Consider the following 24,417-nt stretch of genomic DNA (forward strand, 5'->3'; position numbering starts at 1 on the left):
GCGGGGATCGGCGGCAGCGCGCCCGCCGCTGTCGCGGGATCGACGAGGTCGCACGCGAGCAGCAACGTCTCGTCGGCCTCGACGAGGGCCAGCGCAGCGACGGCCGCGGCGACGGGGCCGCCGAACGGGGGGTCCTCCCGGACCCAGGTCACGTCGAGGTCGGGCGCGAGAACGGGGGCCGCGACGACGATCCGCGCCGCCCCGACGCTCCGGGCCGCCGCCACCGCGCGGGCGAGGAGCGTCTCGCCGTCGAGGCGGAACAGCGGTTTCACGGCCCCGCCGACGCGCGCGCCGCGGCCCCCGGCGAGCAGGATCGCGTCGAGCCTCACGCGATCCTCACCTCCACGAGGTCGCCGGGTTCGAGGTCGCGGTCGCCCGGCGGGATCACGGCGTAGCCGTCCGCGTCACCGAGGCCGCGGGTGGATCCGCGGGTTCCGGGCGCGGGTGGGACGGCGCGCCACGCGGCGGGATCCGTCCGGTCCAGCCGCACGGGAACGTACTGCAGGCGGTCGACGCGCACGCGCCATCCCTCGGCGAGCGGGACCCGGACGACCGCGCGAACGTCGTCGACCTCGCCCTCCAACTCCCGCAGCGCGGGGCGGACGAACACCTCGAACGACACCGCAGCGCTCACCGGGTTGCCGGGTAGGCCGAACACGAGCGTGCCCGCCGGGGTGCGTCCGAAACCCTGGGGTCGCGCGGGCTGCATCGCGACCTGCACGAACGACAGCAGGTCGCCGAGACTGTTCTTCACGACCTCGTACGCGCCCGCGCTCACCCCACCCGAGAAGACCACGACGTCCGCCCCGAGGCGCTCGGCCTCGGCGATCGACGCCCGCGGTCCGTCGCCCTCATCGCCGACGCTCGCGCGCAGCACGACCTCGGCCCCCGCCTCCTCGGCGAGGCCCGCGAGCAGGAAGCTGTTCGACTCCGGAATCTGTCCGTGGCCCAGCGGCATCCCGGGGGCGACGAGCTCGGACCCGGTCGACACCACGGCGACCCTCGGTGCCCGCGCGACTTCGACGGAAGCGGTTCCGGATGCCGCGATCGCGGCGATCCGCGCGGCCGTCAGCCGCACGCCGGCGGGGACGACCGCGGCCCCCGCGGGCGTGTCCGACCCGCGGCGGCGGATGTGCGCGCCGCTCCCGCGCGGAGCCACGAGCACGGTGGTCTCGGACAGCGAGCCGACGAGGCCGTCGCGCGTGTCCTCGAACGGCACGACGACCGTGGCATCCGTCGGTACGGGGGCACCGGTCATGATGCGGGCCGCTTCTCCCGGTCGCAGGGCGGGGTTTTGCGACGCCCCGGCGGGCAGGTCCGCCACGACCCGCAGCGTCACGGGAACGGTCGCGAGGTCGTCGATCCGCACGGCGAAGCCGTCCATGGCCGAGTTGTCGAACCCCGGCACGTCGACGGCGGCGTGCACCGGATGCCGCAGCACGCGGCCGCGGGCACGCTCCAGGGGCCGCTGCTCCGGGGCGAGCGGCTCGACCGCCGAGAGGATCGCGGCGAGGTGCGTGGAGACCGCGATCACAGGCATTCCCTCAGCGTAGGCGTCGGGTCGTGGCATCCGGTTCGGCGCGTGACGAGCGGAGAGCGGGGTGCGTCGGTCCTCCCTTCGCCCCGGGTCCTCCCCTTGGCACAAGCCGTGCCGCCGCTGGCCCGCGCGCGAGTACGGTGTGCGGCATGAGCGACCTCACCTACCCCGAGATCGGGGCGACGGCGGGGGTGCTGCCGCCCGGGTACCACCACGTGCGCGCGGAACGCGTGATCGGGCGAGGCCGCTTCGCGTTCGAACAGGCGGCCGATGCGTTGCTGTGCGGCGCGGTGCAGCGACGGGCAGGCGCGACCGTGCGGATGTCGGAGACGCCCCTGCGCGTCGGAACCCGCATCGACATGCGGCTCGGCCCGTTCGGCATCCCGTGTCTGGTCGTGTGGGCGGAGCGCGACGATCAGCACGCGGGATTCGCGTACGGCTCGCTGCCGGGGCACCCCGAGAGCGGCGAGGAACGCTTCGAGCTGGCCCTGGCCCCGACGGGCGAGGTGACCTTCACGATCACGGCGTTCTCGCGTCCGGGGCGCTGGTTCACGCGACTGGCATGGCCGCTGAACCGCGCGATCCAGCGGCGCATGACGGCACGGTACCTCTGCACCCTGGATTCCCCGACGCGCTGACGCACCGCGCCCCGCCGCACGCCGGGCGGCGCGGACACAACGAAGGACATTCGACCCTTTCGGGCCGCCGAGGGCTGCCCCGGGACACGGATTTCCTTCGTCGTGCACCGGAACCGGATGCCACGGGCCGCGCACAACTCCGGCAAACCCGACACCGACCCGTGTCCACCCCCTGTCCCACGCGAGCCCGCAGGAGTTGCGCACACCGGATGCCACCGGCCGACACCGCGCACAACTCCGGCAAACCCGACACCGACCCACGTCCACCCCCTGTCCCGCACGAATGCGCAGGAGTTGTGCACACCGGATGCCACCGGCCGACGCCAGCGGGGAGGAGCCGGACAGCCCCTCCCCGCCCAGCGTCACTCGTCGCCCGCGTCGTCCTTCCGGCGCGGCCGGACGAGCAGCACCACGACGACGCCGACCACGATGACCGCGAGGCCGCCGACCGACAGGCCGATGACCAGACCGGAGGGCGCGGCCGCGGGGGCCGTGGCATCCGGGGCCGCCTCCGCCTGCTGCGAGGCGACGCTCGCGCAGGGAGAGGCCTCGGATCCGGTGGCGACGGGCGCGCCCGCGGCGGGCGCGTAGGTGAACCGGTAGGTGCCCGAGACGGGGTGGCCGTCGGACGACACCGCCCGCCAGGTCACCTGGTAGTCGCCCGCGGGCCCGAGCTCGACCGGGGTCGTGAGCGTGGGCCCGGCCAACGCGGTGCAGTCGGTCTCGTAGTGGCGGGCGTCGGGTCCGACCACGATGACCTCGTTCCCGCCGTCAGCGCCGAGGAGGTTGGCGCTGAAGGTGAGCGTGACGTCCGCGGCGGCCGAGACCGTCGCGTCCGCCGCCGGGGTCGCCGAGACCAGGCTGTCGTGCGCCGACGCGGCCTGCGCCCCGCCGAGCGCAGCGCCCACGGCGGCCGCGGCGACGATGAGGCCGAGGACGCCGACTCGACGCCGAGGCGCCGTGAGCGCGCGCACGATCAGGCCTTCTTCGGGCGACGGGCGAACGCCAGCGCCCCGAGCACCGCGCCACCGATCCCGATGACGAGCGCCGCGATGCTGAGGCCCAGCGCCGCGCCGGCGGAACCGTCCGTGGACGACGCCGCGGCCATGTCGTGGTCGTCGGCGGGGGCCGCCGTGGCGGTGTCGTGCGAGGCGCCGTGGCCCGTGGCCGGCGGAGCGTCGTTGATGTACAGCACCGGAGCGGGCTCGAGCGTGTCGTCGGCGGCGACCTCGTCGGGGGTGGCCGACCAGTTCACGACCTCACCGTCGGAGTACGTCTGCACCGCGGTCAGAACGACGTGGCCGGTGTCGGGCACGGGGCCGAGCACGGCCGAGAAGTTCTGGAACTGGTCCTGGCCGATGCCCACTCCGGGGTCGGCCTGCCAGACGATCTTCAGCGGTCCGTCGCTGATCGTGTTGCCGTCGACCTCGACGGGCGCGGGGAGAGCGCCCTTCTCGACGGTCGCGGTCCAGCCGGGAACCGGCTGGACGAGCACCGCCGTGAACGGGGTGTCGGTCGGGAGGATGACCTCGACCTTCACGGTCGAGGCCGTCTCGGACTCGGTCGGGACGCGGAAGTTGACCGTGGCGTAGCTGCCCGGGGTGGCGGTGTTCGGGTTGACGGTGACGTGTGCGGATGCCGCGAGGGGAACGCCCAGGACGAGGGCGAGGCCGACGGCCGCGCCCGCGAGGGCGCGCGAAAGGGTACGGGACATGAATGCTGCTTTCTGCGAATGTGCGCAGGCGTGATCGCACGCCGAAGCGCGAAGGGTGAAGAGGAGAGGGTCTTACGCCGCGAGCGGCGGACCCCGATGCCTCATCACCGACAGCACGGTCATGCCGACCGTGAGCAGCGGCGGCTCCGGACGCACCCGGGGCGCCACGCGGGGGCGCGGCGCCGCGAACGGGACGAGCGCGCGGAACGTGTCGGAGAGGAGCCCCGCGACCGCGCGCAGCGCGCGCTCGCCCGAACCGAGCGCCAGAACCGTCACGGCCGCGGCGAACGCGTGCGCGACCCACATCCAGGGCGATTCGGTGCCCGTCAGGCCGTGCGCGTGCCCGGAGGCCGCGAGCGCGACGGCCCCGTGCTGGTGCGCGACCGCGACCGGCCCGCTGAGGTCCAGCGCGAGCAGGGTGTGGAAGAGCAGCTGGCTGGCGGTGATCGCCACCGACAGCCGCCACCACGAGGCGGTGCGACCGACCAGTGCGATGCACAGCGGCGAAGCCAGGCTCAGGGCCAGCACGACGTTGAGCACCGCGGGGAGATTGCCGGCGGCGACGGAGTGCGACAGCGTCGCGACGAACGTCGCGAGCACGGCGGCGGAAACGCCGCGTACCGCGCGACGGGCGCGCCCCGCTCTCGCCGACATGCCGGTCCTCTCGAAGACGTTCCCCGCCATTCCACCACACGGGTCGGACACCGAGCCGCCGGGAGCGGGTCGCGGGTGGCGATCCCGGACGGCGCGACGCCGCTCGCACCCGACGTGGCCGCGCGGAGCCGACAAGCCCGCCTCGATGTCGGACCCCGGGCGTACGCTCGACCCATGACCCCCTCCTCGCCCGGCCGGTCCTGACATGGGCCGCCTGACCGTCTCGCGTCGCGTCACGCGCATCACGCTCGACGGCGTGAACCGACAGCGACCGGATACCGTCGCCGTCGAGGAGCCGCTCGAGATCCGGGTCGCAGGTTCCCCGCTGTCCGTGACGATGCGCACGCCCGGGCACGACGTCGAACTCTCGGCCGGATTCCTGGTGTCGGAGGGCGTCATCCACCGCGGCGACCAGTTCGCGCGGGCGATCCACTGCGGCGGGCCGGGAACCGGCGGCGCGGACGGCAACACGTACAACGTCCTCGACCTCACGCTCGCTCCCGGCGTGACGCTCCCCTCCCCCGACATCGCCCGGAACTTCTACACCACGAGTTCGTGCGGCGTCTGCGGCACGGCATCCATCGAGGCCGTCGAGAAGGTGTCGTGCTACGACGTGTCGGGGGATGGCATCCAGGTCGAGGCCGTCGATCTCGCGGGGTTCCCCGACCGGCTCCGCGAGGGGCAGAAGGTCTTCGAGAAGACCGGCGGGCTGCACGCGGCGGCGCTCTTCGACGTCGCGTCCGGCGAGCTGCTCGTCGTGCGCGAGGACGTCGGGCGCCACAACGCCGTCGACAAGGTCGTCGGCTGGGCGCTGCTGAACGACCGACTGCCGCTGCGCGGAACCGTGCTGCAGGTCTCGGGCCGCGTGAGCTTCGAGCTCGTGCAGAAGGCCGTGATGGCCGGCATCCCGATCCTGTCCGCGGTGTCCGCGCCGTCGTCGCTCGCGATCGAACTGGCCGAACGCGCGGGACTCACCGTCGCGGGGTTCGTCCGCGGCGGCAGCATGAATCTCTACACACGTCCGGATCGCATCCTCGTTCCATCCACAACCCCCGCTCTCGCCGAGACCTCCGGCGTACGCTGACCGAGGGCGCGCGGATGGATGCCACCGACTCGGCGCCGAAACCATCGGAGGGTGCACATGGGTGACGCGTTCGGGCTGATGAAGGATGCACCGCGCCAGGGTGGCCTCGGCCCCGCGGTGACAGGCGACTGGGCGAGCACCGGCGAGTACACGCATCCGGCCGCCGGATGGGGCGCGGCGATGACGGTCGGCAAGGTCCTGCTCGAGCAGCGTCAGCCGATCGCCGGCACCAAGGCCATGTTCACGATGAACCACCCGAAGAGCGGCTTCGACTGCCCCGGGTGCGCGTGGCCCGACGACAAGGGCGTCGCCCTCGACATCTGCGAGAACGGCATCAAGCACGTCACGTGGGAGATGACCCACAAGCGCGTCGGCAAGGAGTTCTTCGCCGAGCACTCCGTGTCCGAGCTCGCCGAATGGACCGACTTCGCCCTCGAGGATGCCGGTCGCCTCGTCGGTCCGATGGCATACGACGCCGCAACCGACCACTACGTGCCGATCTCGTGGAACGACGCGTTCCGCCTCATCGCGCAGCACCTGCAGGGTCTCGACAGCCCCGACCAGGCCGCCTTCTACACCTCGGGGCGCCTGAGCAACGAGGCGTCGTTCCTGTACCAGCTCTTCGCGCGCGAGCTCGGCACGAACAACCTTCCCGACTGCTCGAACATGTGCCACGAGGGTTCGGGCCGCGGGCTCACGGCATCCCTCGCCACCGGCAAGGGCACGGCCGACCTCGAGGACTGGCAGAACTGCGACGCGCTGTTCGTGCTGGGGGTCAACGCAGCCTCGAACGCTCCGCGCATGCTCACGAGCCTCGCCGAGGCCGTCGAGCGCGGTGCGCAGGTCGTGCACGTGAACCCGCTGCGCGAGGTCGCCGCGACCCGCACGATCGTGCCGCACGAGATCGTCGACATGGCGACGTTCCACGACCACCCCACCAGCACCCTCAACCTGCAGGTACGCCCGGGCGGCGACCTGGCTCTCATCCGCGGAATGGCCAAGGTCGTGTTCGAGGCGGCGGACCGCGACCCGTCGGTGCTCGACCAGGCCTTCCTCGACGGCTACACCCACGACTCCGAGGCGTATCGCGCGCTCGTCGAGGCGACGCCGTGGGACGCCCTCGTCACGCAGGCCGGCCTGACCGAGACCGAGATCCGCGCCGCCGCCGACATCTACCTCGCGTCGGAGCGCACCGTGATCAGCTGGTGCCTCGGCGTCAGCCAGCACGAGCACGGTGTCGACACGGTCCGCGAGATCGTCAACCTCCTGCTCCTGCGCGGCAACGTCGGGCGCCTCGGCACCGGGCCGTCGCCGGTGCGCGGCCACAGCAACGTGCAGGGCAACCGCACGTGCGGCATCAACCACAAGCCGACGGAGGAGTGGCTCGCGAAGCTCGACGAGGTCTGCGGCATCCGATCGCCCCGCGATCCCGGACTCGACACCGTGCACACGGTCGCGGCCCTCCACCGCGGCGACCTCAAGGTGTTCGTCGGCATGGGCGGCAACTTCGTGCGGGCCGCTCCCGACACGAAACTCACGGCCGAAGGCATGAGCCGCTGCGAACTCACCGTGCACGTCAGCACCAAGCTCAACCGCAGCCACCTCACGCACGGCAAGGCCGCGTTGATCCTCCCGTGCCTCGGCCGGACCGAGCGCGACGAGCAGGAGTCCGGTCCGCAGTCGATCTCGACCGAGGATGCCATGAGCTCCGTCATGCTCTCGCTCGGGTCGCGCAAGCCCGCGTCACCGCACCTCCTCAGCGAGCCGGCGATCATCGCGCGGATGGCCCGCGCGGCCATGCCCGACTCGAAGACGCCGTGGGAGTGGTACGTCGGCGATTACGACCGTATCCGCGACACGATGGCGAAGGTGCTGCCCGGGTTCGAGGGCTTCAACGAACTCGTCCGCCAGCACTGGGGCTTCCGCATCCCGCAGCCCGCGCGCGAGCGCGACTTCCGCACGCCGTCGGGCAAGGCGGAGTTCTCGACCGCCGAGCTGCCCGATGTCATCCCGGCCGACTCCGACGTGCTGGTGCTGCAGACCATGCGCTCGCACGACCAGTGGAACACCACGATCTACTCGGCCGACGATCGCTACCGCGGCGTCCGCAACATCCGCGAGCTGATCTTCATGAACCGCAAGGACATGCGGGACCGCGGCATCGCCGAGGGCGACCTCGTCGACATCGTGGCCACCTCGCGCGACGGCTCGGTGCGCAGCATCACGGCGTTCCGCGCGCTGGAGTACGACACCCCGCGCGGCAGCGCCGCCGGGTACTTCCCCGAGATGAACGTGCTCCTCGGCCCCGACGACTACAGCCGCCAGAGCGATCAGCCGCTGATGAAGAGCCTGCGCGTGCGCGTCGCGAAGACCGCCTGACCGGATCCCGTGCCGCGTGACGCGTGCCGCGCCTCTGTGCGCCCGGCACAACCTCAGCGATCCGCACCACCTCAGCGCGAATCCCGGCATCGCGACTGAGGTTGCGCGGATCACTGAGCGAGCGCGGGCCGCAGTCCCTCGGCATCCAGGGTCGAGACGACCCGCACCGCATGCCGCACAACCTCAGCGATCCGCACCACCTCAGCGCGAATCCCGGCAACGCAACTGAGGTTGCGCGAATCACCGAGCGAGCGCCTACGCCGTCTCACGCCAGGGGTTCGGCCCCGAGCACCGCACGCAGACCGGCGCAATACTCCTCGAACGTGAGCCTCACCCCGAACGCGCGCTGCACGATGTACCCCTGGGCGAGCGCGACCATGTGCAGGCTGAGGTTCGCGGCATCCGTGCCGGGATGCTCGGCCACCCACGGACCGAGGGCTTCCTCGTAGGCGCGGCGGATGCGTCCCACGATGTGGGTGATCAGCTCCTTCATCTCGGGGTCGACCGCGGCTTCCGCCCACATCTGCAGGACGACCGAGGCGGGGGTACCGTCCTCGTCGAATCCGCGGAGGAAGCCGGCCACGAGGTCCCGCGGCGAGCGCGGCACGGTGCCTGCGGCCGCGATGTTCGCCTCGCGGGCCCCGATCACGGTGTTCGCGGCGTAAAGCGCGATCTGCCCCTTGCTCTCGAAGTGCGAGTAGATCGAGCCGGTCGAGAGCCCGGACTCGGCGGAGATGTCGGCGATCGCCGTGCGCGTGAGCCCCTTGCGCTCCATGACCCGGATCGCGGCGGCCACGATCTCGTCGCGGCGGGCCTGCGAGGACGCTTCCGTGAGCCTGGGCATACAAACAGAGTACCCGTTCTGTATAGTGCCACACAGAACGCTCATTCTTTTTGGAGGCCCCATGTCGACCCGCGTCGATCCGCCCACCCACTGGGCCCGCTCCCTCGCCATCGCCGTCGGCGCCGCCGTCGCCGTCACGCTGATCGTCCTCGCGTTCCTGTGGCCGGTGGCCACGGCATCCGCCAAGGACATCCCGCTGGCCGTCGTCGGCGACCCCGCCGCGATCGCCCAGGTCGAGGACGGCCTCGCGAAGAACGCCGACGGCGTGTTCGCACCCACGACCTACGACGACCGGGATGCCGCGATCGACGCGATCGAGCGACGGGAGGTCTACGGCGCGGTCATTGCCGGAAAGCAGCCCGAAGTGCTCCTCGCGACGGCGGCGAGTCCGGCGGTGGCCACCGCGCTCCGCGGGGTCGCGCAAGGCCTGCAGGCGCAGGTGTCCGCGCAACTCGCGGCGATGGGGCAGAACCCCACGGCCGTCACGGTCACCGTCACCGACGTCGTCCCCCTCGTGGACGCTGACCCCAACGGTGCGGGCATCGTCGCGATCGGCTTCCCGCTCGTCCTGGGTGGCCTGGCCGGTGGCATCCTGATCTCCCTGCTCGTGACCGGGGTCGCCCGACGGATCACGGCCCTCGTCGTGTACGCGGCCGTCGCGGGGACCGCCGTCACCCTCATCGCGCACACGTGGTTCGGCATCCTGCCGGGCGACGCTCTCCCCCTCATCGCAGGCGTCGCCCTCGCCATGCTCGGCACGGCGTCGTTCATCGTGGGGCTCAATGCCCTCATCGGCCCTCCCGGCATCGCAGTCGGTGCCGTGACGACGATGCTGATCGGCAACCCGCTGTCGGCGGCGAGCATGCCGGTCCAGTTCCTCGCGGCGCCGTGGGGCGGGGTCGGCCAGTTCTTCGTACCGGGCGCCTCCGCAACGCTCATCCGTGACCTCGGCTACTTCCCCGCGGCCGACACGACCCAGCCCTGGCTCGTGCTCGCGGCGTGGGCGCTCATCGGTGTCGTGCTGAGCGCGATCGGCCACTGGCGCAGCCGCGAGGTCGTCCACCTCCCGGAGTGACCCCACGGCGCCCGGCCCCGCGGTGACGCGCCGCGGGCGTCGGCGCGGCCGGCCGGTGGCGCGGCCCCGCTCAGCCGGTGACGCCGCCGAACGTGCCGCTCACGTAGGTCGTGCCCTGCTCGCCGGCCGACCCGAGGACGTATTCCAGAGGGATGCCATCGGCGCTCGCCGTCGCCAGCTTCGGGTCGCGCAACCGCGCGTCGACCGCGGACACCTGCTCGGCCGTCAACCGCGAGACGTAGAACGTGGGGTGCTGGGGACCGATCGTGGGCGCCTCGAGGAGGACCTCGGCATCCGGGTAGTCCCGGGCGATCGCGATCATCGCGCGCACGCCGTCCATGGAGGTGCGCGACGGGACGTAGACGATGCGGAAGTGCTCGTCGGTCGACGGCACGGTGAACGTGCCGCCGTCGGAGAACAGCCGTGTCTGCGAGAGCGCGACGATGAGCGGCTCCACATCGTCCAGGGTTGCCGCGACAGCCGAGGGCCACCCTTCGTCGGCGGAGATCCCGAGAGCGCCGGGCACAGCGGCGGCCGCGAGGATGTCGGCCAGCCCATCGGTGCGGCCGCCCGGCCGCAGCGTGTACTGCCACTTCGGCTCCGGCGACACCTCGGGGTCGATCCGCGGCGCATCGGGCGCATCGGCGTGCAGGGTGAGCTCGTTCGTCCCATCGGCGATCGCCTCCTGCACCTCGTCGGCGAAAGCGAGCACATCGGCGGCGGCGGCGGCGTCGGTGATCGTGATCCCCGCGGGCACGGGGTCGGTGCCGCACGTCTTGACGACCGGTTCCGCGCACAGCGCGACGAAGGGATTCGGCGACGGCGAGGAGGACGGTGCCGCGACGACCGCGCAGCCCGCGAGCGCGAGGGCGACGCCGATCGACGGAACGGCACAGACGCGGCGGGGGGAGAGGCGCACGAGCCCATCCAATCAGGCCGCGGGGCGGCGGGAGGCGCCGCCGTCGCCCCGCCGCGCTGCGCAACCTCAGTGATCTGCACGACCTCAGTCCGATTCCCGCAGACCGACTGAGGTTGCGCGAATCACCGAGCCAACGCGACAGGGCGGCCCGCCCCCCCTGCGCGCTGCGCCCGCCCGCCGCGCCGCCCGACACGCGCAACTAGACTGTCCCCGTCCGGCCCCTGCGATTCTTGGAGCTCAGCCGCGTGACCACCCCGAACCCCGCCGCCCGTACAGCTCTCGCTGACACCGTCGAGAACGCGATCGCGACCCCCGAGAAGGACCAGCCGTACGGCGCCCTCGGCCTCAAGGACGACGAGTACGCGAAGATCCGCGAGATCCTGGGCCGCCGCCCCACGAGCGGCGAGCTGGCGATGTACTCCGTCATGTGGAGCGAGCACTGCTCGTACAAGTCGAGCAAGATCTACCTGCGCCAGTTCGGCCAGAAGGTCAGCGACGAGATGAAGACGCGCCTCATGGTCGGCATGGGCCAGAACGCCGGCGTCGTCGACGTGGGCGACGGCTGGGCGGTCACGTTCAAGGTCGAGTCGCACAACCACCCGAGCTACATCGAGCCCTTCCAGGGTGCGGCGACCGGCGTCGGCGGCATCGTCCGCGACATCATCTCGATGGGTGCGCGCCCGGTCGCGGTCATGGACCAGCTCCGCTTCGGCGCCATCGACCACCCCGACACCCCGCGCGTCGTCCACGGCGTCACGAGCGGCATCTCCTTCTACGGCAACTGCCTGGGCCTGCCGAACATCGGCGGCGAGACGGTGTTCGACTCGGTGTATCAGGGCAATCCGCTCGTCAACGCCCTCGCGGTCGGCGTCCTCCGCCACGAAGACCTCAAGCTCGCCAACGCGTCCGGCGCGGGCAACAAGGTCGTGCTGTTCGGTGCCCGCACGGGCGGCGACGGCATCGGCGGCGCGAGCATCCTGGCATCCGACACCTTCGCCGACGGCGGGCCCACCAAGCGTCCCGCGGTGCAGGTGGGCGACCCGTTCGCCGAGAAGGTGCTCATCGAGTGCTGCCTCGAGCTGTACCGCGACGACCTCGTCGAAGCCATTCAGGACCTCGGTGCCGCGGGCATCTCGTGCGCCACGAGCGAGCTCGCCGCCAACGGCAACAGCGGCATGAAGGTCGAGCTGTCGAAGGTGCTGCTGCGCGACCCGTCGCTCACGCCCGAGGAGATCCTCATGAGCGAGAGCCAGGAGCGCATGATGGCGATCGTGGCTCCCGAGAAGCTCGACGCGTTCCTCGCCGTCGTCGGCAAGTGGGACGTCGAGACGAGCGTGCTCGGCGAGGTCACCGGTGACGGCCGCCTCGTCATCGACTGGTACGGCGAGCGCATCGTCGACGTCGATCCCTCGACCGTCGCGGTCGACGGCCCCGTGTACGAGCGTCCGGTCGCGTACCCGACCTGGATCGACGCGCTGAACGAAGACTCCGCCGCGAAGCTCCCCCGGGCGACGGATGCCGACACCCTCCGCGCGCAGTTCACGACCCTCGTCGCGAGCCCCAACCTCGCCGACACCTCGTGGATCACGAACCAGTACGACTACTACGTGCTCGGCAACACGGCGCTGAGCTTCCCCGACGACGCCGGCATGATCCGCGTCGACGAGGAGACCGGCCTCGGCTTCGCGATCGCCACCGACTGCAACGGCCGCTACTGCCAGCTCGACCCGTACACCGGCGCGAAGCTCGCCCTCGCCGAGGCATACCGCAACGTCGCCGTCACCGGCGCCGTACCGACGGCCGTCACCGACTGCCTGAACTTCGGCAGCCCCGAGAACCCCGAGGTCATGTGGCAGTTCAGCCAGGCCGTCGAGGGTCTGTCCGACGGATGCCTCGAACTCGGCATCCCGGTCACGGGCGGCAACGTGTCGTTCTACAACCAGACCGGCGACCAGCCGATCCACCCGACCCCCGTGGTGGGCGTCATGGGCATCATCGACGACGTCGCCGCGCGCATCCCGAGTGGATGGCAGGATGCCGGCGAGAACCTGTACCTGCTGGGCGTCACCGCCGATGAGCTCGACGGCTCGCAGTGGGCCGGGACCATCCACGACCACCTCGGCGGCCGCCCGCCGAAGGTCGACCTCGCGCAGGAGCGCAAGCTCGCCGAGCTGCTGCAGGCCGCGGGTTCGCAGTCGCTCGTCTCCAGCGCCCACGACCTGTCGTCGGGCGGTCTCGCGCAGGCCCTCGCCGAGGGCGTGATGCGCTTCGGCGTCGGCGCGCGCGTCTGGCTCACCGAGCTCATGGAGCGCGACGGAGTGGATGCCACCGCCGCCCTGTTCAGCGAGTCCACGGGCCGCGTGCTCGTGAGCGTGCCGCGCGAGGAGGACGTGAAGTTCCGTGGCCTGTGCGACGGCCGCGGCTACCCGGTGCTGCGCATCGGCGTGACCGACGTCGAGCCGGGCGCCGAGGCGACGCTGGAGATCCAGGACGTGTTCACGGTTCCGGTGTCGGAGCTGCGTCGACTGTCGACCGAGACCCTTCCGGGCGTCTTCGGTCCGACGGTCACCGAGCCCGTCGCCTGAGCCGTCCGGGGGAACCCGCCCAACGAGAAGGAGTCGCCGATGGCCGATCACGACGACGACATGGCGGACTTCGACGCGCGCCGTCAGCACCGCGTCAAGATCACCGCGTGGGTGGTGATCGGCGCCCTGATCCTGACGGGTGGCGGCGCGACGGTGCTGACGCTGCTGTTCGGCTGACGCGTCCGACGGCCCCGCCGGTCACGACGCGACACCTCGGCGCCCGGCCGCGAGGCACCCCCCGGGTCAGAGGAGGGCGGCGAACCGCTCCGTCTGCTCGACCGGGCCGATGACGATGAGCAGATCACCGGCCGACACCACCGAGTCGGCGCCGGCGGGACGCCATTCCCCATCGGCGCCCTTGATCTTCACGATCGTCACACCGTGGCGACGACGCACACCGGCCTGCTGGAGAGTCATCCCCTCCAGTTCCCGGGGCGCGACGGTCTTCGCGACCACGAGGTCTTTGTCGAACTCGACGTAGTCGAGCATCGCGCCGCGGACGAGGTGCGCCACCCGTCGGCCCATGTCCGCCTCGGGATAGACGACGTGCTCGATACCGAGCTGCTCGAGGATCAGTCCGTGCTGCTCGCTGATGGCCTTCGCCCAGATCGACCGCACGCCCATCCGCTTGAGCAGAGACGTCGTCAGGATGCTGGCCTGGATGTCTGTGCCGATGCCCACCACGACCCGGTCGAAGTCCAGAACACCCAGCTGCTCCAGGGCCACCTGCTTCGTGGAGTCCGCGCGCACGACGTGGGTGAGCACGCCGTTCATGGACTGGACGATGTCTTCGTCGGTGTCGATGCCGAGCACTTCGGTGCCCGAGCGGGCCAGCTCGATCGCGAGCGCTCCGCCGAAGCGCCCGAGACCGATGACCGCGATGGAGGATGCGTTCTCACGTGTGCGGCGGCGACGGAAGAAGGGGGCTGCGTTATCCAATGATCGGACGCTCCTTCGGGAGTTCGTACATGCGCTTCTCTCGGGTCAACGCGAGGGCGGTGCCGAGCAGGACGGGGCCGAGTCGGCCGATGAACATCAGCACGATGAGGATGAGCTGGGCGACGGCGGGAAGGTCTGCGGTGATGCCCGTCGACAGCCCGACGGTAGCGAACGCGGAGATCACTTCGAAGAGGACGCGGTCGAGACCGAACGGGCTCATCACCATGATGGCGAGCGTCGAGCCGACCACCAACGCCAGGGACAGCAGCGCCACGGTGAGCGCCTCGCGGTGGGTGGACCGAGGGAGACGTTTGCCGAACATGTTGACCGCCGTGTCGCCGCGCAACTCGGCCACGATGATGAACAGCAGGACGGCGAACGTCGTGATCTTGAGTCCGCCGGCCGTTCCCGCCGGGCCACCGCCGATGAACATGAGGATGTCCGTCACATACCAACTGGCCCCGTGCATCTGCGACACGTCGATCGAGTTGAATCCCGCGGTGCGCGGCATCACCGACATCGTGAACCCGGCGAGAACGCGCCCGGCCGGGTCCATGGGCCCGAGAGTCGCCGGGTTCGACCACTCGAGCGCCGTGAGGGCGACCGCCCCGGCCACGAGCAGGACGATGGTGCCGGTGACGACGGTCACGGTGTTCAGGGTCCACCGACGCGGGAAGCGGATCCGCCGACGCAGCTCCATGATCACCGGGAACCCCAGACCGCCGAGGATGATCGCGGCGCAGATCGGCAGGCAGATCCACGGGTCGGTCGCGAACGACATCAGGTTGTCGCTGAAGAGGGCGAAGCCCGCGTTGTTGAAGGAGGACACGGCGTGGAACGCGCCGAGCCAGAGCGCTCGACCGAGGGGCTCGCCGTACCCAAGTCCGAATCGTCCCGCGAGCAGGATCGCCACCACGACCTCGGCGATCACGGTGATGGTGGCGACGCCGAGGAGGACCCGACGCACATCGCCCACCGCGACGGTGTGCGTCTCGCTCACCGCCGTCAGGCGCGTACGCAGGCCGAGCCGCCGAGCCACGAGCAACCCGAGCAGGGTCGCGAGGGACATGACGCCGAGGCCGCCGATCTGGATGAGCACCATGATCACGACCTGACCGAACGGCGACCAGAAGGTCGCCGTGTCGACGATGATGTGCCCCGTGACGCACAGCGCGCTGGTGGCGGTGAACAGGGCCTCGATGAAGGTCGCCCCGCGCCCCTGAGTCGAGACGGGAAGGCTCAGCAGACCCGTGCCCATGGCCAGGACACCGCCGAACGCGAGGACGATGGCCCGCCCGGGCGTGAGTCGCCAGAGCACGCCGGCGCCCACGCTGCCGCGCCCCGCGGATCGCCGGAATCTCACCGAGCAACGATCTCACACCCCCGCTCGGCGGCCGACCGGGCGACTCAGGCGCTTGTCGGCACACCGTCGTAGCATGAGGGCGTGGAACCGCTCCTGGCGCTGATCGCCGACTGGTGGTGGATAGGCCCCGCTGCTGCCGGTGCTGGCACCGTCGGCTGGATCGGCGTGCGCAGCACGCGCCGGCGCGCTCTCCCCGCGGGTGCCTCCACGACCGATCGCTCCGCGCGGGCGTGGGCGAATCGCCCGCTCAGCAAGTCCGCCGCCCGGCGCCTCGAATTCGACGCGGCCCTTCTCGATCTGCAGAGGTCGCGCCACGCCGTCACCCGCGGCCGGGCCGAGGTGAAGATCGCGGATGCCGAGGTCATGCGCGCCCAGGCCGAGCGGGCGGCATCGCGAGTCTCCTCCGACGCGGTCTCCTCGGCGCGGGCCCGCCTCACCGCGGCGCAACGCGAACTGCGGGCGGCCTCGGCCGAGATCCGGGCGCGTCGCGCCGCCGTACGCGCGGCGAAGGCGATGCTGCCCGCGATCCGCGCGGGCAGTGCTCCGCTGCCCGTCGAGCGGCTGTTCGCCGAGCACGACGCGGTGCTCGTGCGCTGGATGGCGTACGAGACCGACCCGGCGCTCGCGATCGACTTCCCGGTGATGAGCGATCCGACGTCGCCGCTCCTGGCGGAGTTCCTCCGCGCTCACGAGCGAGCGCAGTGGCTGCGCCCGGCGTCGACGACCTCGCGGCTCGAACCGGCCGACTTCCTCGCCTACCGCGACGCCGTCCGCGCGCTGACCCACGCGTTCGAGCGGGCCGAACGCGCCGCGCGCCGTGGGCGAGACGACGGTCCCCCGGTGGATCCCGCCGACGCGTGGGGGCGGATGGCGTCGGACTGGGCCGAGCAGGCGCAACGGGCTCTGGCCTGGTCGATGGAGAACATGGGGAAGGCGGCATCCAAGTCGTGGAACGAGCGCCACACCAAGCGTGCGCGCAAGAACGACCCGGACGCGTAGCGTGGCGATGTGAACGAATTCCTGCAGTTCGCCGGGCACTACTGGTGGCTCGTGTTCCCGCTGTTCGGCATGACGATGGGTGCGATCGGCACCGTCAACAAGCAGCGCGAGCTCTCCGCCCGACGCCGCCACCGCGAGCAGCTCGAACTGATGCGGGTGCAGAGCGGGGTCACGGCATCGGCGCCCTCCCCGGTCGTCCAAGCCCCTGCAGTGGGCGACGACCTGGCCCGAGCGCAGGCGCGACACGACGACATCACGCATCGTTGGCTCGACTACGAACTCGACGTCTCGAAGCTCATCTCCTACCCCGCGATGAGCGACGGCCGCCAGCCCCTCACCGCCGCATTCCTGCGCGCGAAGAAGGTCGCCGACAACCTTCGCCCCGCCGCGGGTGAGAAGCCGACGCCCGAGCGTCTCGCCGAGTACCGCGACGCCGTGACCGACTACGAAGTCGCGTTCGAGGTGGCTGAGCGCGACGCACGGCGTGTGAAGGCGGCGGCGTTCACCCCCGAGGAGCGCAAGCGCCTCGAGACCGCTCAGCAGTTGCTCGGCGTCGCGGTCGACCAGGCGGCGACCCCGAACGAGCGGCAGGTCGCCTACCGCCGCGTCCGGCAGGAGCTCGACGGACTCATCTGGCTGAGCGACGAGGCCGTCGAGAACCTGGAGAAGAAGGTCGCGCTCGAACTGCCGCGTCCCGCCTCACCGACGCCGCCCGAACCCGCCGTCTGACGCCACCGTTCGTCGCGGACGCCGATCCGCGAACCTCGACGCGACGCCGCCTCAGCGCGCGCGGCGGATGCGCACGGGCCCCCGCGCCGTGGTCACATCGACGATCTCGCCGCGTTGCGTGACCTCGACTTCCCCCGCCTCGACCAGCTCGCGCGCGGCATCGCGCGCCGGCTGCATGAGGTCGCGCCACTCGTCGCCGCCGACCGCGCGCGCCGCCTCGGACGGGCAGATCGTCGCGCCGTCCGCCCGCTGCGCGAGCAGGGAGCGGATGGATGCCACGAGCCGAGGGTCCGCAGCAGACGAGGGGGGCATGTGTCCAGTGCCCCTCCGCGCGCGGGCGTGGGGGCCAGAATCGGGCCGTGCCTCTCGAACGCCATGCCCCCGCCCTCCCCGGCCGCGCCGTCATCGAGCAGCGATGGAACCGTGCGGTCTTCGTGCACTGGCGCGTCGATCCGGCCGACGTCGCGCCGATGCTCCCCGCCGGGACACGACCCGACGTGCACGACGGGTCGGCGTGGGTGGGGCTGGTGCCGTTCGTGCTGAGCGAGTTCCGGTTCCTGCCACTCCCGCCGGTGCCGCTGCTCGGGACGTTCACCGAGATCAACGTCCGCACCTACGCCGTGGATGAGGCCGGCCGACGAGGGGTCGTCTTCCGCACGCTCGAGGCCGAGCACCTCGCGCCCGTGCTCGCGGCGCGCGCGTTGTTCGGGCTGCCGTACCGCTGGGCGCGGGCGGGGGTGCGCACCGACGGGCCGCTCATCGAATACCGGTCGCGGCGCCACGGCGGGCGGCATCCGGGTACCCGCCTGCGGGCGCGCCTCGGCACCGACCCCGTCGACACCGCGCTGTCGCGCTTCCTCACCGCGCGCTGGGGCTTCCACGAGCGGCACCTCGGCCGCACGATCTGGGCCGCGAACACCCACGAGCCGTGGCCGCTCGTCACGGCCGATCTCGAGGTGCTCGACGACGACCTCGTGGCGGATGCCGGCTTCCCGCGGCTGCGCGGACGCACCCCCGACTCGGTGCTCGCGATGCCCGCCGGACACCCGGGCTTCCGCACCCGCTTCACCGCCGCGCGCGCGATCGCGAAAACCCCCTCCGCCTGAAGCGGAAGGGGCTTTCGAGGAGGATCAGCGCTGCGTGGGGTACGCCGCGGGATTCTGCTCCAGCCACGCGTCGACGGCGTCGGCCTCGCGACCCTCGCCGTACTCGTTGACGACGAGGTCTTCGAGCGAGCCGTACTGGGCGTCGTCGAGCTGGATGCCGGCGATGAGGTCAGCGGCATCCGGGTACTTCTCGGCGAAGCCGGCCGTGCCGAGGAAGTGGAGCTTCTCCGGGTCGCCCATGAGGCCCTGCGGGTCGGCGAGGTCCTTCACGTCGTACGCGTCGTTGGCCCAGAACGGACGCCACAGGGTCACCGCGATGTCCTTCTGCGCCGCGATCGCGTTGTCGAGCTCGGTGAGCATCGCCGCGGTCGAGGAGGTCACGAGTTCGAAGTCGCCGTCGAGACCGTAGCCCGGCATCGCGACTTCCTGCGTCTGCTTCGTCAGACCCGCACCAGGTTCGATGCCGTAGATCTTGCCGTCGAAGCGCGCGGCGTTCGCCTGAAGCTGGTCGATCGAGTCGATGTCGACGTAGCTGGGCACCGCGATCGTGAGCTTCGCATTGTCGTAGTACGACCCGAGGTCTTCGATCGAATCGCCGTACGTGTCCATGTAGGACTTGTGCGTCAGCTCGGGCCACGCCGACGGGTAGATGTCGACGTCGCCCTGCGCGAGTCCGGCGTACAGCGGGCCGGCCTCGGTGAGCGTCTGCATCTTGACGGTGTAGCCGAGCTTCTCGAGCTGATCCTCGAGGAGGTACGCGGTGCTGAGGCCGTCGGTCCACGAGGGCAGGAAGCCGAGCGTGATCGTGCCCTTGCCCCCTCCTTCGCCTGAGCCGCCCTCGGCCTGGTTGCCGCTGGTGCAGCCCGCGAGCGCGAGGGCCGCTGCCGCGCCGAGCGCGAGGGTTGCTGCGAGGTGTCGCTGTTTCTTCATGGGAGTGCTCTCTTTCTGGTTTTTCGGCGCGTGAGGGGTCAATTTCTGTCGCTTCGAGGGCTCCGTGGCGACACTTCTTGACCCCTCACGCAGGCAGGATTAGGCCGGCAGCAGCGTGCGACGGCGGGACAGCGCGGCCAGAAGCGACGACGTGTTCGCGGCGCGCGTGCCGAGGGCGGCGGTCAGGCGGTCGAGGTACACCGCGAGGATCACGACGCTCAGCCCGGCCTCGACGCCCTTGGGCAGGTTCACCGTCGAGATCGACTGCACGACCTCCTTGCCGAGGCCATCGGCGCCGACCATGCCGGCCACGACCGCCATCGACAGCGCGAGCATGATGACCTGGTTGACCCCGGCCATGATCGTCGGCATCGCGAGCGGGAGCTGGATGCCACGGAGGATCTGCCCGGGCGTGGCGCCGAACGCGTGTCCGGCCTCGACGGTCTCGGCATCCACTCCCCGGATGCCGAGTTCGGTCAGCCGCACGCCGGGCGGAAGCGCGAAGATCACCGTCGCGACGACGCCGGGGACGACGCCGATGCTGAAGAAGGTGATCGCGGGGATGAGGTACACGAACGCGGGCATCGTCTGCATGAAGTCGAGGACCGGCTTCATCACGGCCCGGACCGCGGGGTTGCGCGCCGACCAGATGCCGAGCGGCACCGAGATCGCCACGGCGACGGCCGCCGCCACGACGACGAGCGCGAGCGTCTGCATCGCGGTCACCCACTGCCCCATGGCGAGGATCAGCGCGAAGCCGACGACGGTGCCGAGCGCGAGCTTCCACGAGCGGAGGAGCCACGCCAGCAGCGCGGCGACGACGATCACGACGATGATCGGCGCGGCCAGCAGCACGTCGCTGAGGCCCACGACGAGGAAGCGGACGACCACGGCTATGACGTCGAACAGCCCCGAGAGGTTGTCGCGGAGCCAGTCGACGCCCGCGTCGACCCAGGTGCCGACAGGGATACGGAACCCGTCCATCAGCGCACCCCCTCGATTCCGGATGCCACCGGGTGGGAGGCATCACCCGCATCGGCGAGCACCGCATCGATCTCGGCGGAGGGCACGGGCTGCGGGAGCACGGTGATCTCCTCGGTGGCGGTGGGTCCGGGGCCGAGCGCGGCAAGGAGCGTGACACGCGGGATGACGCCGGTGAGGCGCCCCTCGGCATCCACGACGGCCAGCGGCAGCGGCGATTCGACGGCGGGCACGAACAGGTTCATGAGCACCTCGTCCTCGCGGACGCTGTGGGGCACGGGCTTGAGGCGTCCGAGCAGCGAGCTCTCCCCCGCGCGCACGAGCTTCACGGCGTCCCGGTCGGTGACGATGCCGAGGAGCTTCCGGTCGCGGTCGGTGACGTACACGGCCGACATGTAGGCGTCGCGCATCTGTCGCAGGGCTGTGCGCGGTCCGGCGGCGGCATCCACCCGGGGACGGGGACGCTCCATGACGTTCGCCGCAGTGAGCACGCGGGCACGGTCGACGTCCTGCACGAACTGCTCGACGTAGTCGTTGGCGGGGTCGGTGAGGATGTCCTCGGGGGTGCCGATCTGGACGATCCGCCCGTCGCGCATGACCGCGATGCGGTCGCCGAGGAACATCGCCTCGTTGAGGTCGTGGGTGATGAAGACGATCGTCTTCTTCAGCGTCCGCTGCAGCTCGAGGAGCTGCTCCTGCATCTCGCGGCGGATGAGCGGATCGAGTGCGCTGAACGCCTCGTCCATGAGCAGGATGTCGGTGTCGGCGGCGAGCGCGCGGGCGATGCCGACGCGCTGCTGCATCCCGCCGGACAGGGCCGAGGGGAGCTTCTCGCCCCAGCCCTCGAGCCCCACGAGCGCGAGGATCTCGTTCGCCTTCGCGAGGCGCTCGGCCTTGCCGACGCCGCGGATCTCGAGCGGGTACGCGACGTTCGCTGCCACCGTGCGGTGGGGCAGCAGCGCGAAGCGCTGGAACACCATCGCGATGCGCTCTCGGCGGAGCGCGCGCAGGCGGGCGGGGCTCACGCCGGTGAGCGGGTCGCCCTGCACCTCGACGGTGCCGGCCGTGGCGTCGTGCAGACCGTTGAGCATGCGGATGATGGTGGATTTCCCGGAGCCGGAAAGGCCCATGATCACGAAGATCTCGCCGGGCTTCACGTCGAAACTCGCGTCGATGACGGCGGCGGTTCCGGTGTCGCCGAGCTGGTCGCGCCGCGCGCCGGCGCGGAGCTTCTCGACGGCGGACTGTGGGGAGCGGCCGAAGACCTTGAAGAGGTTCTTCGCCGCGAGAGCATGCGGAGGGGTCACTGTGTGCACCTGGGCGGCCTCGGGTGGCCGCATCGGTCACGCCCGGGTGGCAGCCGTCCGGCGCTCACCGGGGGGTGCGAGCGCTCCGACACCGGATGTCGGATCCGGGTCCTGGCCGCCGACCGTACGCTCGCGGCGCGACTCCCCCGAGTCGGCACCGGCGACCGCGGACTGGTCGGGTGAGCGGCCCCGCAAGGGGCCTCCTCTACCGTTTCACGCTGATGGATCGCCTGGCAAACCGGGCCTCGGCTTGCGTTCTGCGGCTGCCCATGGCACGCGCGGGCGCGTGGCTCGGCGCGGCGCAGAGGCGCCCGCGTCGGGTTGCCCGGGCGTGTCGCGTCAGTCGTCGGAGGGTGCGCCCGCGGCGGACCGGTGGTGCCGGATGACCTCGGCGACGACGAAGTTGAACCACTTCTCCGCGAACTCGGGATCGAGGTCGGCCTCGCCGGCCAGACGCTTCAACCGCGCGATCTGCTGCTCCTCGCGGGCCGGATCGGATGCCGGCATCCCGTGCTCTGCCTTGAGAACGCCGACCTGCTTGGTGCAGCGGAAGCGCTCGGCGAGCAGGAAGATCAGCGCGGCGTCGATGTTGTCGATGCTGCCCCGCAGGCCCTGCAGGATCGTGGTCGGGTCGGCGTCGGTCATGGCTCCTCCGGATGCGACCCTATCGCGCCCCGCGGTGCGCGACCGTGGACCCCTACAGTGTGACCATGAGCCGCTCGTCGCACCCCGATCCTTCCGCCGTCGGCGCCAACGCCGGCGAGGTCACGTCGCGTGACCGCCCCGTGTGGTCGGCGATCGCCCGACCCTACGCCGCCGGGTTCTTCCTCACCCTCGGCGGGCTGACGGCGATCCTCCTGGGGCTGGCGCTGTCGAACCTGTCGACCGTGCTCATCTACATCGCGATCGCGCTGTTCATCGCGCTCGCGCTCGACCCGATCGTGCGGCGACTCGTGCGACGCGGCATCTCGCGGGCGTGGGCCATCGTCATCGTGTTCGGCGGGCTCGCGGTCGTTCTGGCCGGGGCCCTGTGGTTGTTGATTCCCCCGGTCGTACGGCAGATCTCCCAGTTCATCACGGATCTTCCGAACTTCATCAACGACGCCATCAACAGCGATGCCGTGAAGTGGGTCGAGACAAACTTCGGCGACAGCCTCGGCGACATCCTCAAAGAGGTGCAGACGTTCTTCACCAACCCGGCCAACCTGACGGCGATCGGCGGCGGACTGCTCCACGTCGGGATCGACATCGCGACGGGCATTTCCGGAGCGATCATCGTGCTCGTCTTGAGCCTGTACTTCCTGGCATCCCTGCCGTCGATGAAGAACTCGCTCGTGCGCCTGACCCCGGCCCGCAATCGCGAGACGGTGTCCGAGATGACCGGGCAGATCACCGACTCGGTCGGCGGCTACCTGTCGGGCATGGTCGTTCTGGCGTTGATCAACGCCGTGTTCGGGTTCATCGTCCTGACGATCGTCGGACAGCCGTTCGCGGCGCTCCTCGCGGCGCTGGCCTTCGGCATCACGCTGATCCCGCTGGTCGGCTCTGTGCTCTTCTGGGCGACCGCCACCGTGTTCACGCTCATCGTCGATCCGACGGCCGGCCTCATCTTCGCCGCGGTCTACCTGATCTACATGCAGGTCGAGGCATATGTGCTGACGCCGCGCGTCATGAGCCGGACCATCTCGGTCCCGGGGTCGCTCGTCGTCATCGGCGCGCTCGTCGGCGGCACGCTGCTCGGCCTCCTCGGCGCCCTCGTCGCGATCCCCGTGACGGCCTCGCTGCTGCTGATCGTGAAGCAGATCATCATCCCGCGACAGGATGCCAAGAAGTAGGAGCTCAGCGCATCGGGCCTGGACAGGGTTATCCACAGGAACGGATCTCGAGGATGAGCCGACCCTAGACTCCGCCGCATGCCAGCCCCGGAACGCCCCACCGCCATCGTCTATGTCGATGAATTCAACCTCTACCGACAGTGCCTGGAGCGATACCCAGAGGCCAGATGGCTGGACATTCCGGCTCTGATCGACCGGCTTCTGCTTGAGCACCGCGTTCTACACGTTCACTCCTTCACCGCGTTGGTCCGCGCGGGAGTAGGCGACGACCCGCAGGGACCCATTCGCCAGCAGACGTACATCCGGGCGCTGGAGGCGACAGGACGCGTCACTTCTCACTACGGCATGTATCGCGTTGATCAGCGCTTGATGCCCAAGCACCCCGCGGAACTCGGCCCGGACGGAGCCCTCGTTCGTGTGCCCGTGAGGAAGACGGAGGAGAAGGGCTCTGACGTCAACCTCGCGGTGCGGATGATTCTCGACGCTCACCGCGGCGCAGCTGATCTGTACTGCTTGTTGACCAACGACTCCGACCAAGTGACAACCATCCGGACGCTCCAGGAAGAGTTGGGCGTCTCGGTCGGGTGGATCAGTCCCCTGCCGACGGCGCGCCAGAGCAAGGCGCTGAAACACACCGAGCCCGCCCTCGTAGCCTGCGTGACCCAGGATGCGCTGACGTCCAGCCAACTGCCCGATGTGATCACACAAGGACGTCAGACACTGCATCGCCCGGAGCATTGGTGCAGAAAATCCGAAGGCCCCGCGGAAGCGGGGCCTTCTAACCGGTAGCCGAAGCGTC

Annotated in this window: 25 protein-coding genes; 11 read left to right on the forward strand and 14 right to left on the reverse strand. The window is 70.9% G+C overall.

All coding sequences use genetic code 11. The features are described 5' to 3' along the window. A partial coding sequence (locus tag AVW09_RS09235; RefSeq protein WP_156496042.1) for an NTP transferase domain-containing protein occupies positions 1-329 on the reverse strand: 329 nt, incomplete at its 3' end. After that, positions 326-1,540: a molybdopterin molybdotransferase MoeA gene (locus tag AVW09_RS09240; protein ID WP_197462596.1), complete on the reverse strand. Its 1,215-nt coding sequence runs from the start codon at positions 1,538-1,540 to the stop codon at positions 326-328. The genes AVW09_RS09235 and AVW09_RS09240, both read right to left, overlap by 4 nt. A 146-nt stretch (positions 1,541-1,686) precedes the next feature. Here AVW09_RS09240 and AVW09_RS09245 point away from each other — a divergent pair, with 146 nt between their 5' ends. Further along, a complete protein-coding gene (locus AVW09_RS09245; protein WP_063257806.1) occupies positions 1,687-2,175 on the forward strand; it encodes a DUF1990 domain-containing protein in 489 nt (162 codons plus the stop codon). A gap of 362 nt (positions 2,176-2,537) precedes the next feature. Here the strand turns inward: AVW09_RS09245 and AVW09_RS09250 are convergent, their stop codons facing one another. The 3 genes from AVW09_RS09250 to AVW09_RS09260 all read right to left on the reverse strand — a co-directional run bounded on the left by AVW09_RS09250 (position 2,538) and on the right by AVW09_RS09260 (position 4,543). After that, the gene (locus tag AVW09_RS09250) at positions 2,538-3,149 is read right to left on the reverse strand and encodes a copper resistance CopC family protein (RefSeq protein ID WP_063257807.1); all 612 of its coding nucleotides are present in this window, start codon (positions 3,147-3,149) and stop codon (positions 2,538-2,540) included. A gap of 2 nt (positions 3,150-3,151) precedes the next feature. Continuing rightward, complete coding sequence (locus tag AVW09_RS09255; protein ID WP_063257808.1) at positions 3,152-3,889, reverse strand: YcnI family copper-binding membrane protein; 738 nt, start codon at positions 3,887-3,889, stop codon at positions 3,152-3,154. A gap of 72 nt (positions 3,890-3,961) precedes the next feature. Continuing rightward, positions 3,962-4,543 carry a hypothetical protein gene (locus AVW09_RS09260; protein WP_063257809.1) on the reverse strand — a complete coding sequence of 194 codons (582 nt, stop codon included), beginning with the start codon at positions 4,541-4,543 and terminating at the stop codon, positions 3,962-3,964. Between the two features lie 205 nt (positions 4,544-4,748). Here AVW09_RS09260 and fdhD point away from each other — a divergent pair, with 205 nt between their 5' ends. After that, a complete protein-coding gene (gene fdhD / locus AVW09_RS09265) occupies positions 4,749-5,627 on the forward strand; it encodes a formate dehydrogenase accessory sulfurtransferase FdhD (protein WP_063257810.1) in 879 nt (292 codons plus the stop codon). A 57-nt stretch (positions 5,628-5,684) separates the two neighbouring features. Next, positions 5,685-8,006: an FdhF/YdeP family oxidoreductase gene (locus AVW09_RS09270; protein ID WP_063257811.1), complete on the forward strand. Its 2,322-nt coding sequence runs from the start codon at positions 5,685-5,687 to the stop codon at positions 8,004-8,006. A 265-nt stretch (positions 8,007-8,271) separates the two neighbouring features. Here AVW09_RS09270 and AVW09_RS09275 read toward each other — a convergent pair whose 3' ends face one another. Further along, positions 8,272-8,850 carry a TetR/AcrR family transcriptional regulator gene (locus AVW09_RS09275; protein WP_063257812.1) on the reverse strand — a complete coding sequence of 193 codons (579 nt, stop codon included), beginning with the start codon at positions 8,848-8,850 and terminating at the stop codon, positions 8,272-8,274. A gap of 61 nt (positions 8,851-8,911) precedes the next feature. On the opposite strand from AVW09_RS09275, the gene AVW09_RS09280 reads away from it, so the two are divergent. Next, on the forward strand, positions 8,912-9,925 hold the full coding sequence (locus AVW09_RS09280; protein ID WP_197462597.1) for a hypothetical protein: 1,014 nt from the start codon (positions 8,912-8,914) through the stop codon (positions 9,923-9,925). Between the two features lie 70 nt (positions 9,926-9,995). Here AVW09_RS09280 and AVW09_RS17935 read toward each other — a convergent pair whose 3' ends face one another. Further along, on the reverse strand, positions 9,996-10,844 hold the full coding sequence (locus AVW09_RS17935) for a hypothetical protein (RefSeq protein ID WP_082822905.1): 849 nt from the start codon (positions 10,842-10,844) through the stop codon (positions 9,996-9,998). 245 nt (positions 10,845-11,089) lie between these two features. Between AVW09_RS17935 and purL the strand changes: the two genes are divergently transcribed. Continuing rightward, positions 11,090-13,429, forward strand: a complete 2,340-nt coding sequence (gene purL, locus AVW09_RS09285; protein ID WP_063257813.1) for a phosphoribosylformylglycinamidine synthase subunit PurL — start codon at positions 11,090-11,092, stop codon at positions 13,427-13,429. Positions 13,430-13,468: 39 nt separating this feature from the next. Beyond that, a complete protein-coding gene (locus AVW09_RS17940) occupies positions 13,469-13,606 on the forward strand; it encodes a hypothetical protein (protein WP_197462598.1) in 138 nt (45 codons plus the stop codon). A 66-nt stretch (positions 13,607-13,672) separates the two neighbouring features. On the opposite strand, the gene AVW09_RS09290 is transcribed toward AVW09_RS17940, so the two are convergent. Further along, positions 13,673-14,368: a potassium channel family protein gene (locus tag AVW09_RS09290; RefSeq protein WP_063257814.1), complete on the reverse strand. Its 696-nt coding sequence runs from the start codon at positions 14,366-14,368 to the stop codon at positions 13,673-13,675. Continuing rightward, entirely contained in the window at positions 14,361-15,626 is a 1,266-nt protein-coding gene (locus AVW09_RS09295; RefSeq protein ID WP_063257864.1) for a TrkH family potassium uptake protein, read from the reverse strand. The genes AVW09_RS09290 and AVW09_RS09295 overlap by 8 nt, the downstream gene beginning before the upstream one ends. A 186-nt stretch (positions 15,627-15,812) precedes the next feature. Here AVW09_RS09295 and AVW09_RS09300 point away from each other — a divergent pair, with 186 nt between their 5' ends. Both AVW09_RS09300 and AVW09_RS09305 read left to right on the forward strand, forming a co-directional pair. Next, positions 15,813-16,730 carry a hypothetical protein gene (locus AVW09_RS09300; protein WP_063257815.1) on the forward strand — a complete coding sequence of 306 codons (918 nt, stop codon included), beginning with the start codon at positions 15,813-15,815 and terminating at the stop codon, positions 16,728-16,730. Between the two features lie 9 nt (positions 16,731-16,739). Continuing rightward, complete coding sequence (locus tag AVW09_RS09305; protein WP_063257816.1) at positions 16,740-17,459, forward strand: hypothetical protein; 720 nt, start codon at positions 16,740-16,742, stop codon at positions 17,457-17,459. 51 nt (positions 17,460-17,510) lie between these two features. Here AVW09_RS09305 and AVW09_RS09310 read toward each other — a convergent pair whose 3' ends face one another. After that, positions 17,511-17,738, reverse strand: coding sequence for a DUF3253 domain-containing protein (locus tag AVW09_RS09310; RefSeq protein WP_231901812.1), 228 nt, complete (start codon positions 17,736-17,738; stop codon positions 17,511-17,513). A gap of 80 nt (positions 17,739-17,818) precedes the next feature. Between AVW09_RS09310 and AVW09_RS09315 the strand changes: the two genes are divergently transcribed. Further along, entirely contained in the window at positions 17,819-18,565 is a 747-nt protein-coding gene (locus tag AVW09_RS09315; protein WP_063257818.1) for a YqjF family protein, read from the forward strand. Between the two features lie 24 nt (positions 18,566-18,589). Here the strand turns inward: AVW09_RS09315 and AVW09_RS09320 are convergent, their stop codons facing one another. The 4 genes from AVW09_RS09320 to AVW09_RS09335 form a co-directional block, all read right to left on the reverse strand. Next, positions 18,590-19,495, reverse strand: coding sequence for a glycine betaine ABC transporter substrate-binding protein (locus AVW09_RS09320; protein ID WP_063257819.1), 906 nt, complete (start codon positions 19,493-19,495; stop codon positions 18,590-18,592). A 99-nt stretch (positions 19,496-19,594) separates the two neighbouring features. Continuing rightward, the gene (locus AVW09_RS09325; RefSeq protein ID WP_063257820.1) at positions 19,595-20,479 is read right to left on the reverse strand and encodes an ABC transporter permease; all 885 of its coding nucleotides are present in this window, start codon (positions 20,477-20,479) and stop codon (positions 19,595-19,597) included. Then, entirely contained in the window at positions 20,479-21,816 is a 1,338-nt protein-coding gene (locus tag AVW09_RS09330; RefSeq protein WP_063257821.1) for a quaternary amine ABC transporter ATP-binding protein, read from the reverse strand. Before AVW09_RS09330 ends, AVW09_RS09325 begins: the two co-directional genes overlap by 1 nt. 306 nt (positions 21,817-22,122) lie before the next feature. Beyond that, positions 22,123-22,428, reverse strand: coding sequence for a chorismate mutase (locus AVW09_RS09335; protein ID WP_063257822.1), 306 nt, complete (start codon positions 22,426-22,428; stop codon positions 22,123-22,125). A gap of 65 nt (positions 22,429-22,493) precedes the next feature. Here AVW09_RS09335 and AVW09_RS09340 point away from each other — a divergent pair, with 65 nt between their 5' ends. After that, entirely contained in the window at positions 22,494-23,618 is a 1,125-nt protein-coding gene (locus AVW09_RS09340; protein ID WP_231901813.1) for an AI-2E family transporter, read from the forward strand. Positions 23,619-23,696: 78 nt separating this feature from the next. Continuing rightward, a complete protein-coding gene (locus tag AVW09_RS09345) occupies positions 23,697-24,407 on the forward strand; it encodes an NYN domain-containing protein (RefSeq protein WP_063257824.1) in 711 nt (236 codons plus the stop codon). Positions 24,408-24,417: the final 10 nt, after the last annotated feature.

It is taken from the genome of Microbacterium sp. T32, assembly GCF_001619615.1.
GTDB lineage: Bacteria > Actinomycetota > Actinomycetes > Actinomycetales > Microbacteriaceae > Microbacterium.

Coding starts and splice junctions, on each gene's coding strand:
- AVW09_RS09335 (WP_063257822.1), bottom strand. CDS start 22,428: ATGACCGACGCCGACCCGACCACGATCCTGCAGGGCCTGCGGGGCAGC.
- AVW09_RS09330 (WP_063257821.1), bottom strand. CDS start 21,816: ATGCGGCCACCCGAGGCCGCCCAGGTGCACACAGTGACCCCTCCGCAT.
- AVW09_RS09240 (WP_197462596.1), bottom strand. CDS start 1,540: ATGCCTGTGATCGCGGTCTCCACGCACCTCGCCGCGATCCTCTCGGCG.
- AVW09_RS09255 (WP_063257808.1), bottom strand. CDS start 3,889: ATGTCCCGTACCCTTTCGCGCGCCCTCGCGGGCGCGGCCGTCGGCCTC.
- AVW09_RS09320 (WP_063257819.1), bottom strand. CDS start 19,495: ATGAAGAAACAGCGACACCTCGCAGCAACCCTCGCGCTCGGCGCGGCA.
- AVW09_RS09260 (WP_063257809.1), bottom strand. CDS start 4,543: ATGTCGGCGAGAGCGGGGCGCGCCCGTCGCGCGGTACGCGGCGTTTCC.
- AVW09_RS09295 (WP_063257864.1), bottom strand. CDS start 15,626: ATGGGCACGGGTCTGCTGAGCCTTCCCGTCTCGACTCAGGGGCGCGGG.
- AVW09_RS09270 (WP_063257811.1), top strand. CDS start 5,685: ATGGGTGACGCGTTCGGGCTGATGAAGGATGCACCGCGCCAGGGTGGC.
- AVW09_RS09325 (WP_063257820.1), bottom strand. CDS start 20,479: ATGGACGGGTTCCGTATCCCTGTCGGCACCTGGGTCGACGCGGGCGTC.
- AVW09_RS09245 (WP_063257806.1), top strand. CDS start 1,687: ATGAGCGACCTCACCTACCCCGAGATCGGGGCGACGGCGGGGGTGCTG.
- AVW09_RS09275 (WP_063257812.1), bottom strand. CDS start 8,850: ATGCCCAGGCTCACGGAAGCGTCCTCGCAGGCCCGCCGCGACGAGATC.
- AVW09_RS17940 (WP_197462598.1), top strand. CDS start 13,469: ATGGCCGATCACGACGACGACATGGCGGACTTCGACGCGCGCCGTCAG.
- AVW09_RS09280 (WP_197462597.1), top strand. CDS start 8,912: ATGTCGACCCGCGTCGATCCGCCCACCCACTGGGCCCGCTCCCTCGCC.
- fdhD (WP_063257810.1), top strand. CDS start 4,749: ATGGGCCGCCTGACCGTCTCGCGTCGCGTCACGCGCATCACGCTCGAC.
- AVW09_RS09340 (WP_231901813.1), top strand. CDS start 22,494: ATGAGCCGCTCGTCGCACCCCGATCCTTCCGCCGTCGGCGCCAACGCC.
- AVW09_RS09345 (WP_063257824.1), top strand. CDS start 23,697: ATGCCAGCCCCGGAACGCCCCACCGCCATCGTCTATGTCGATGAATTC.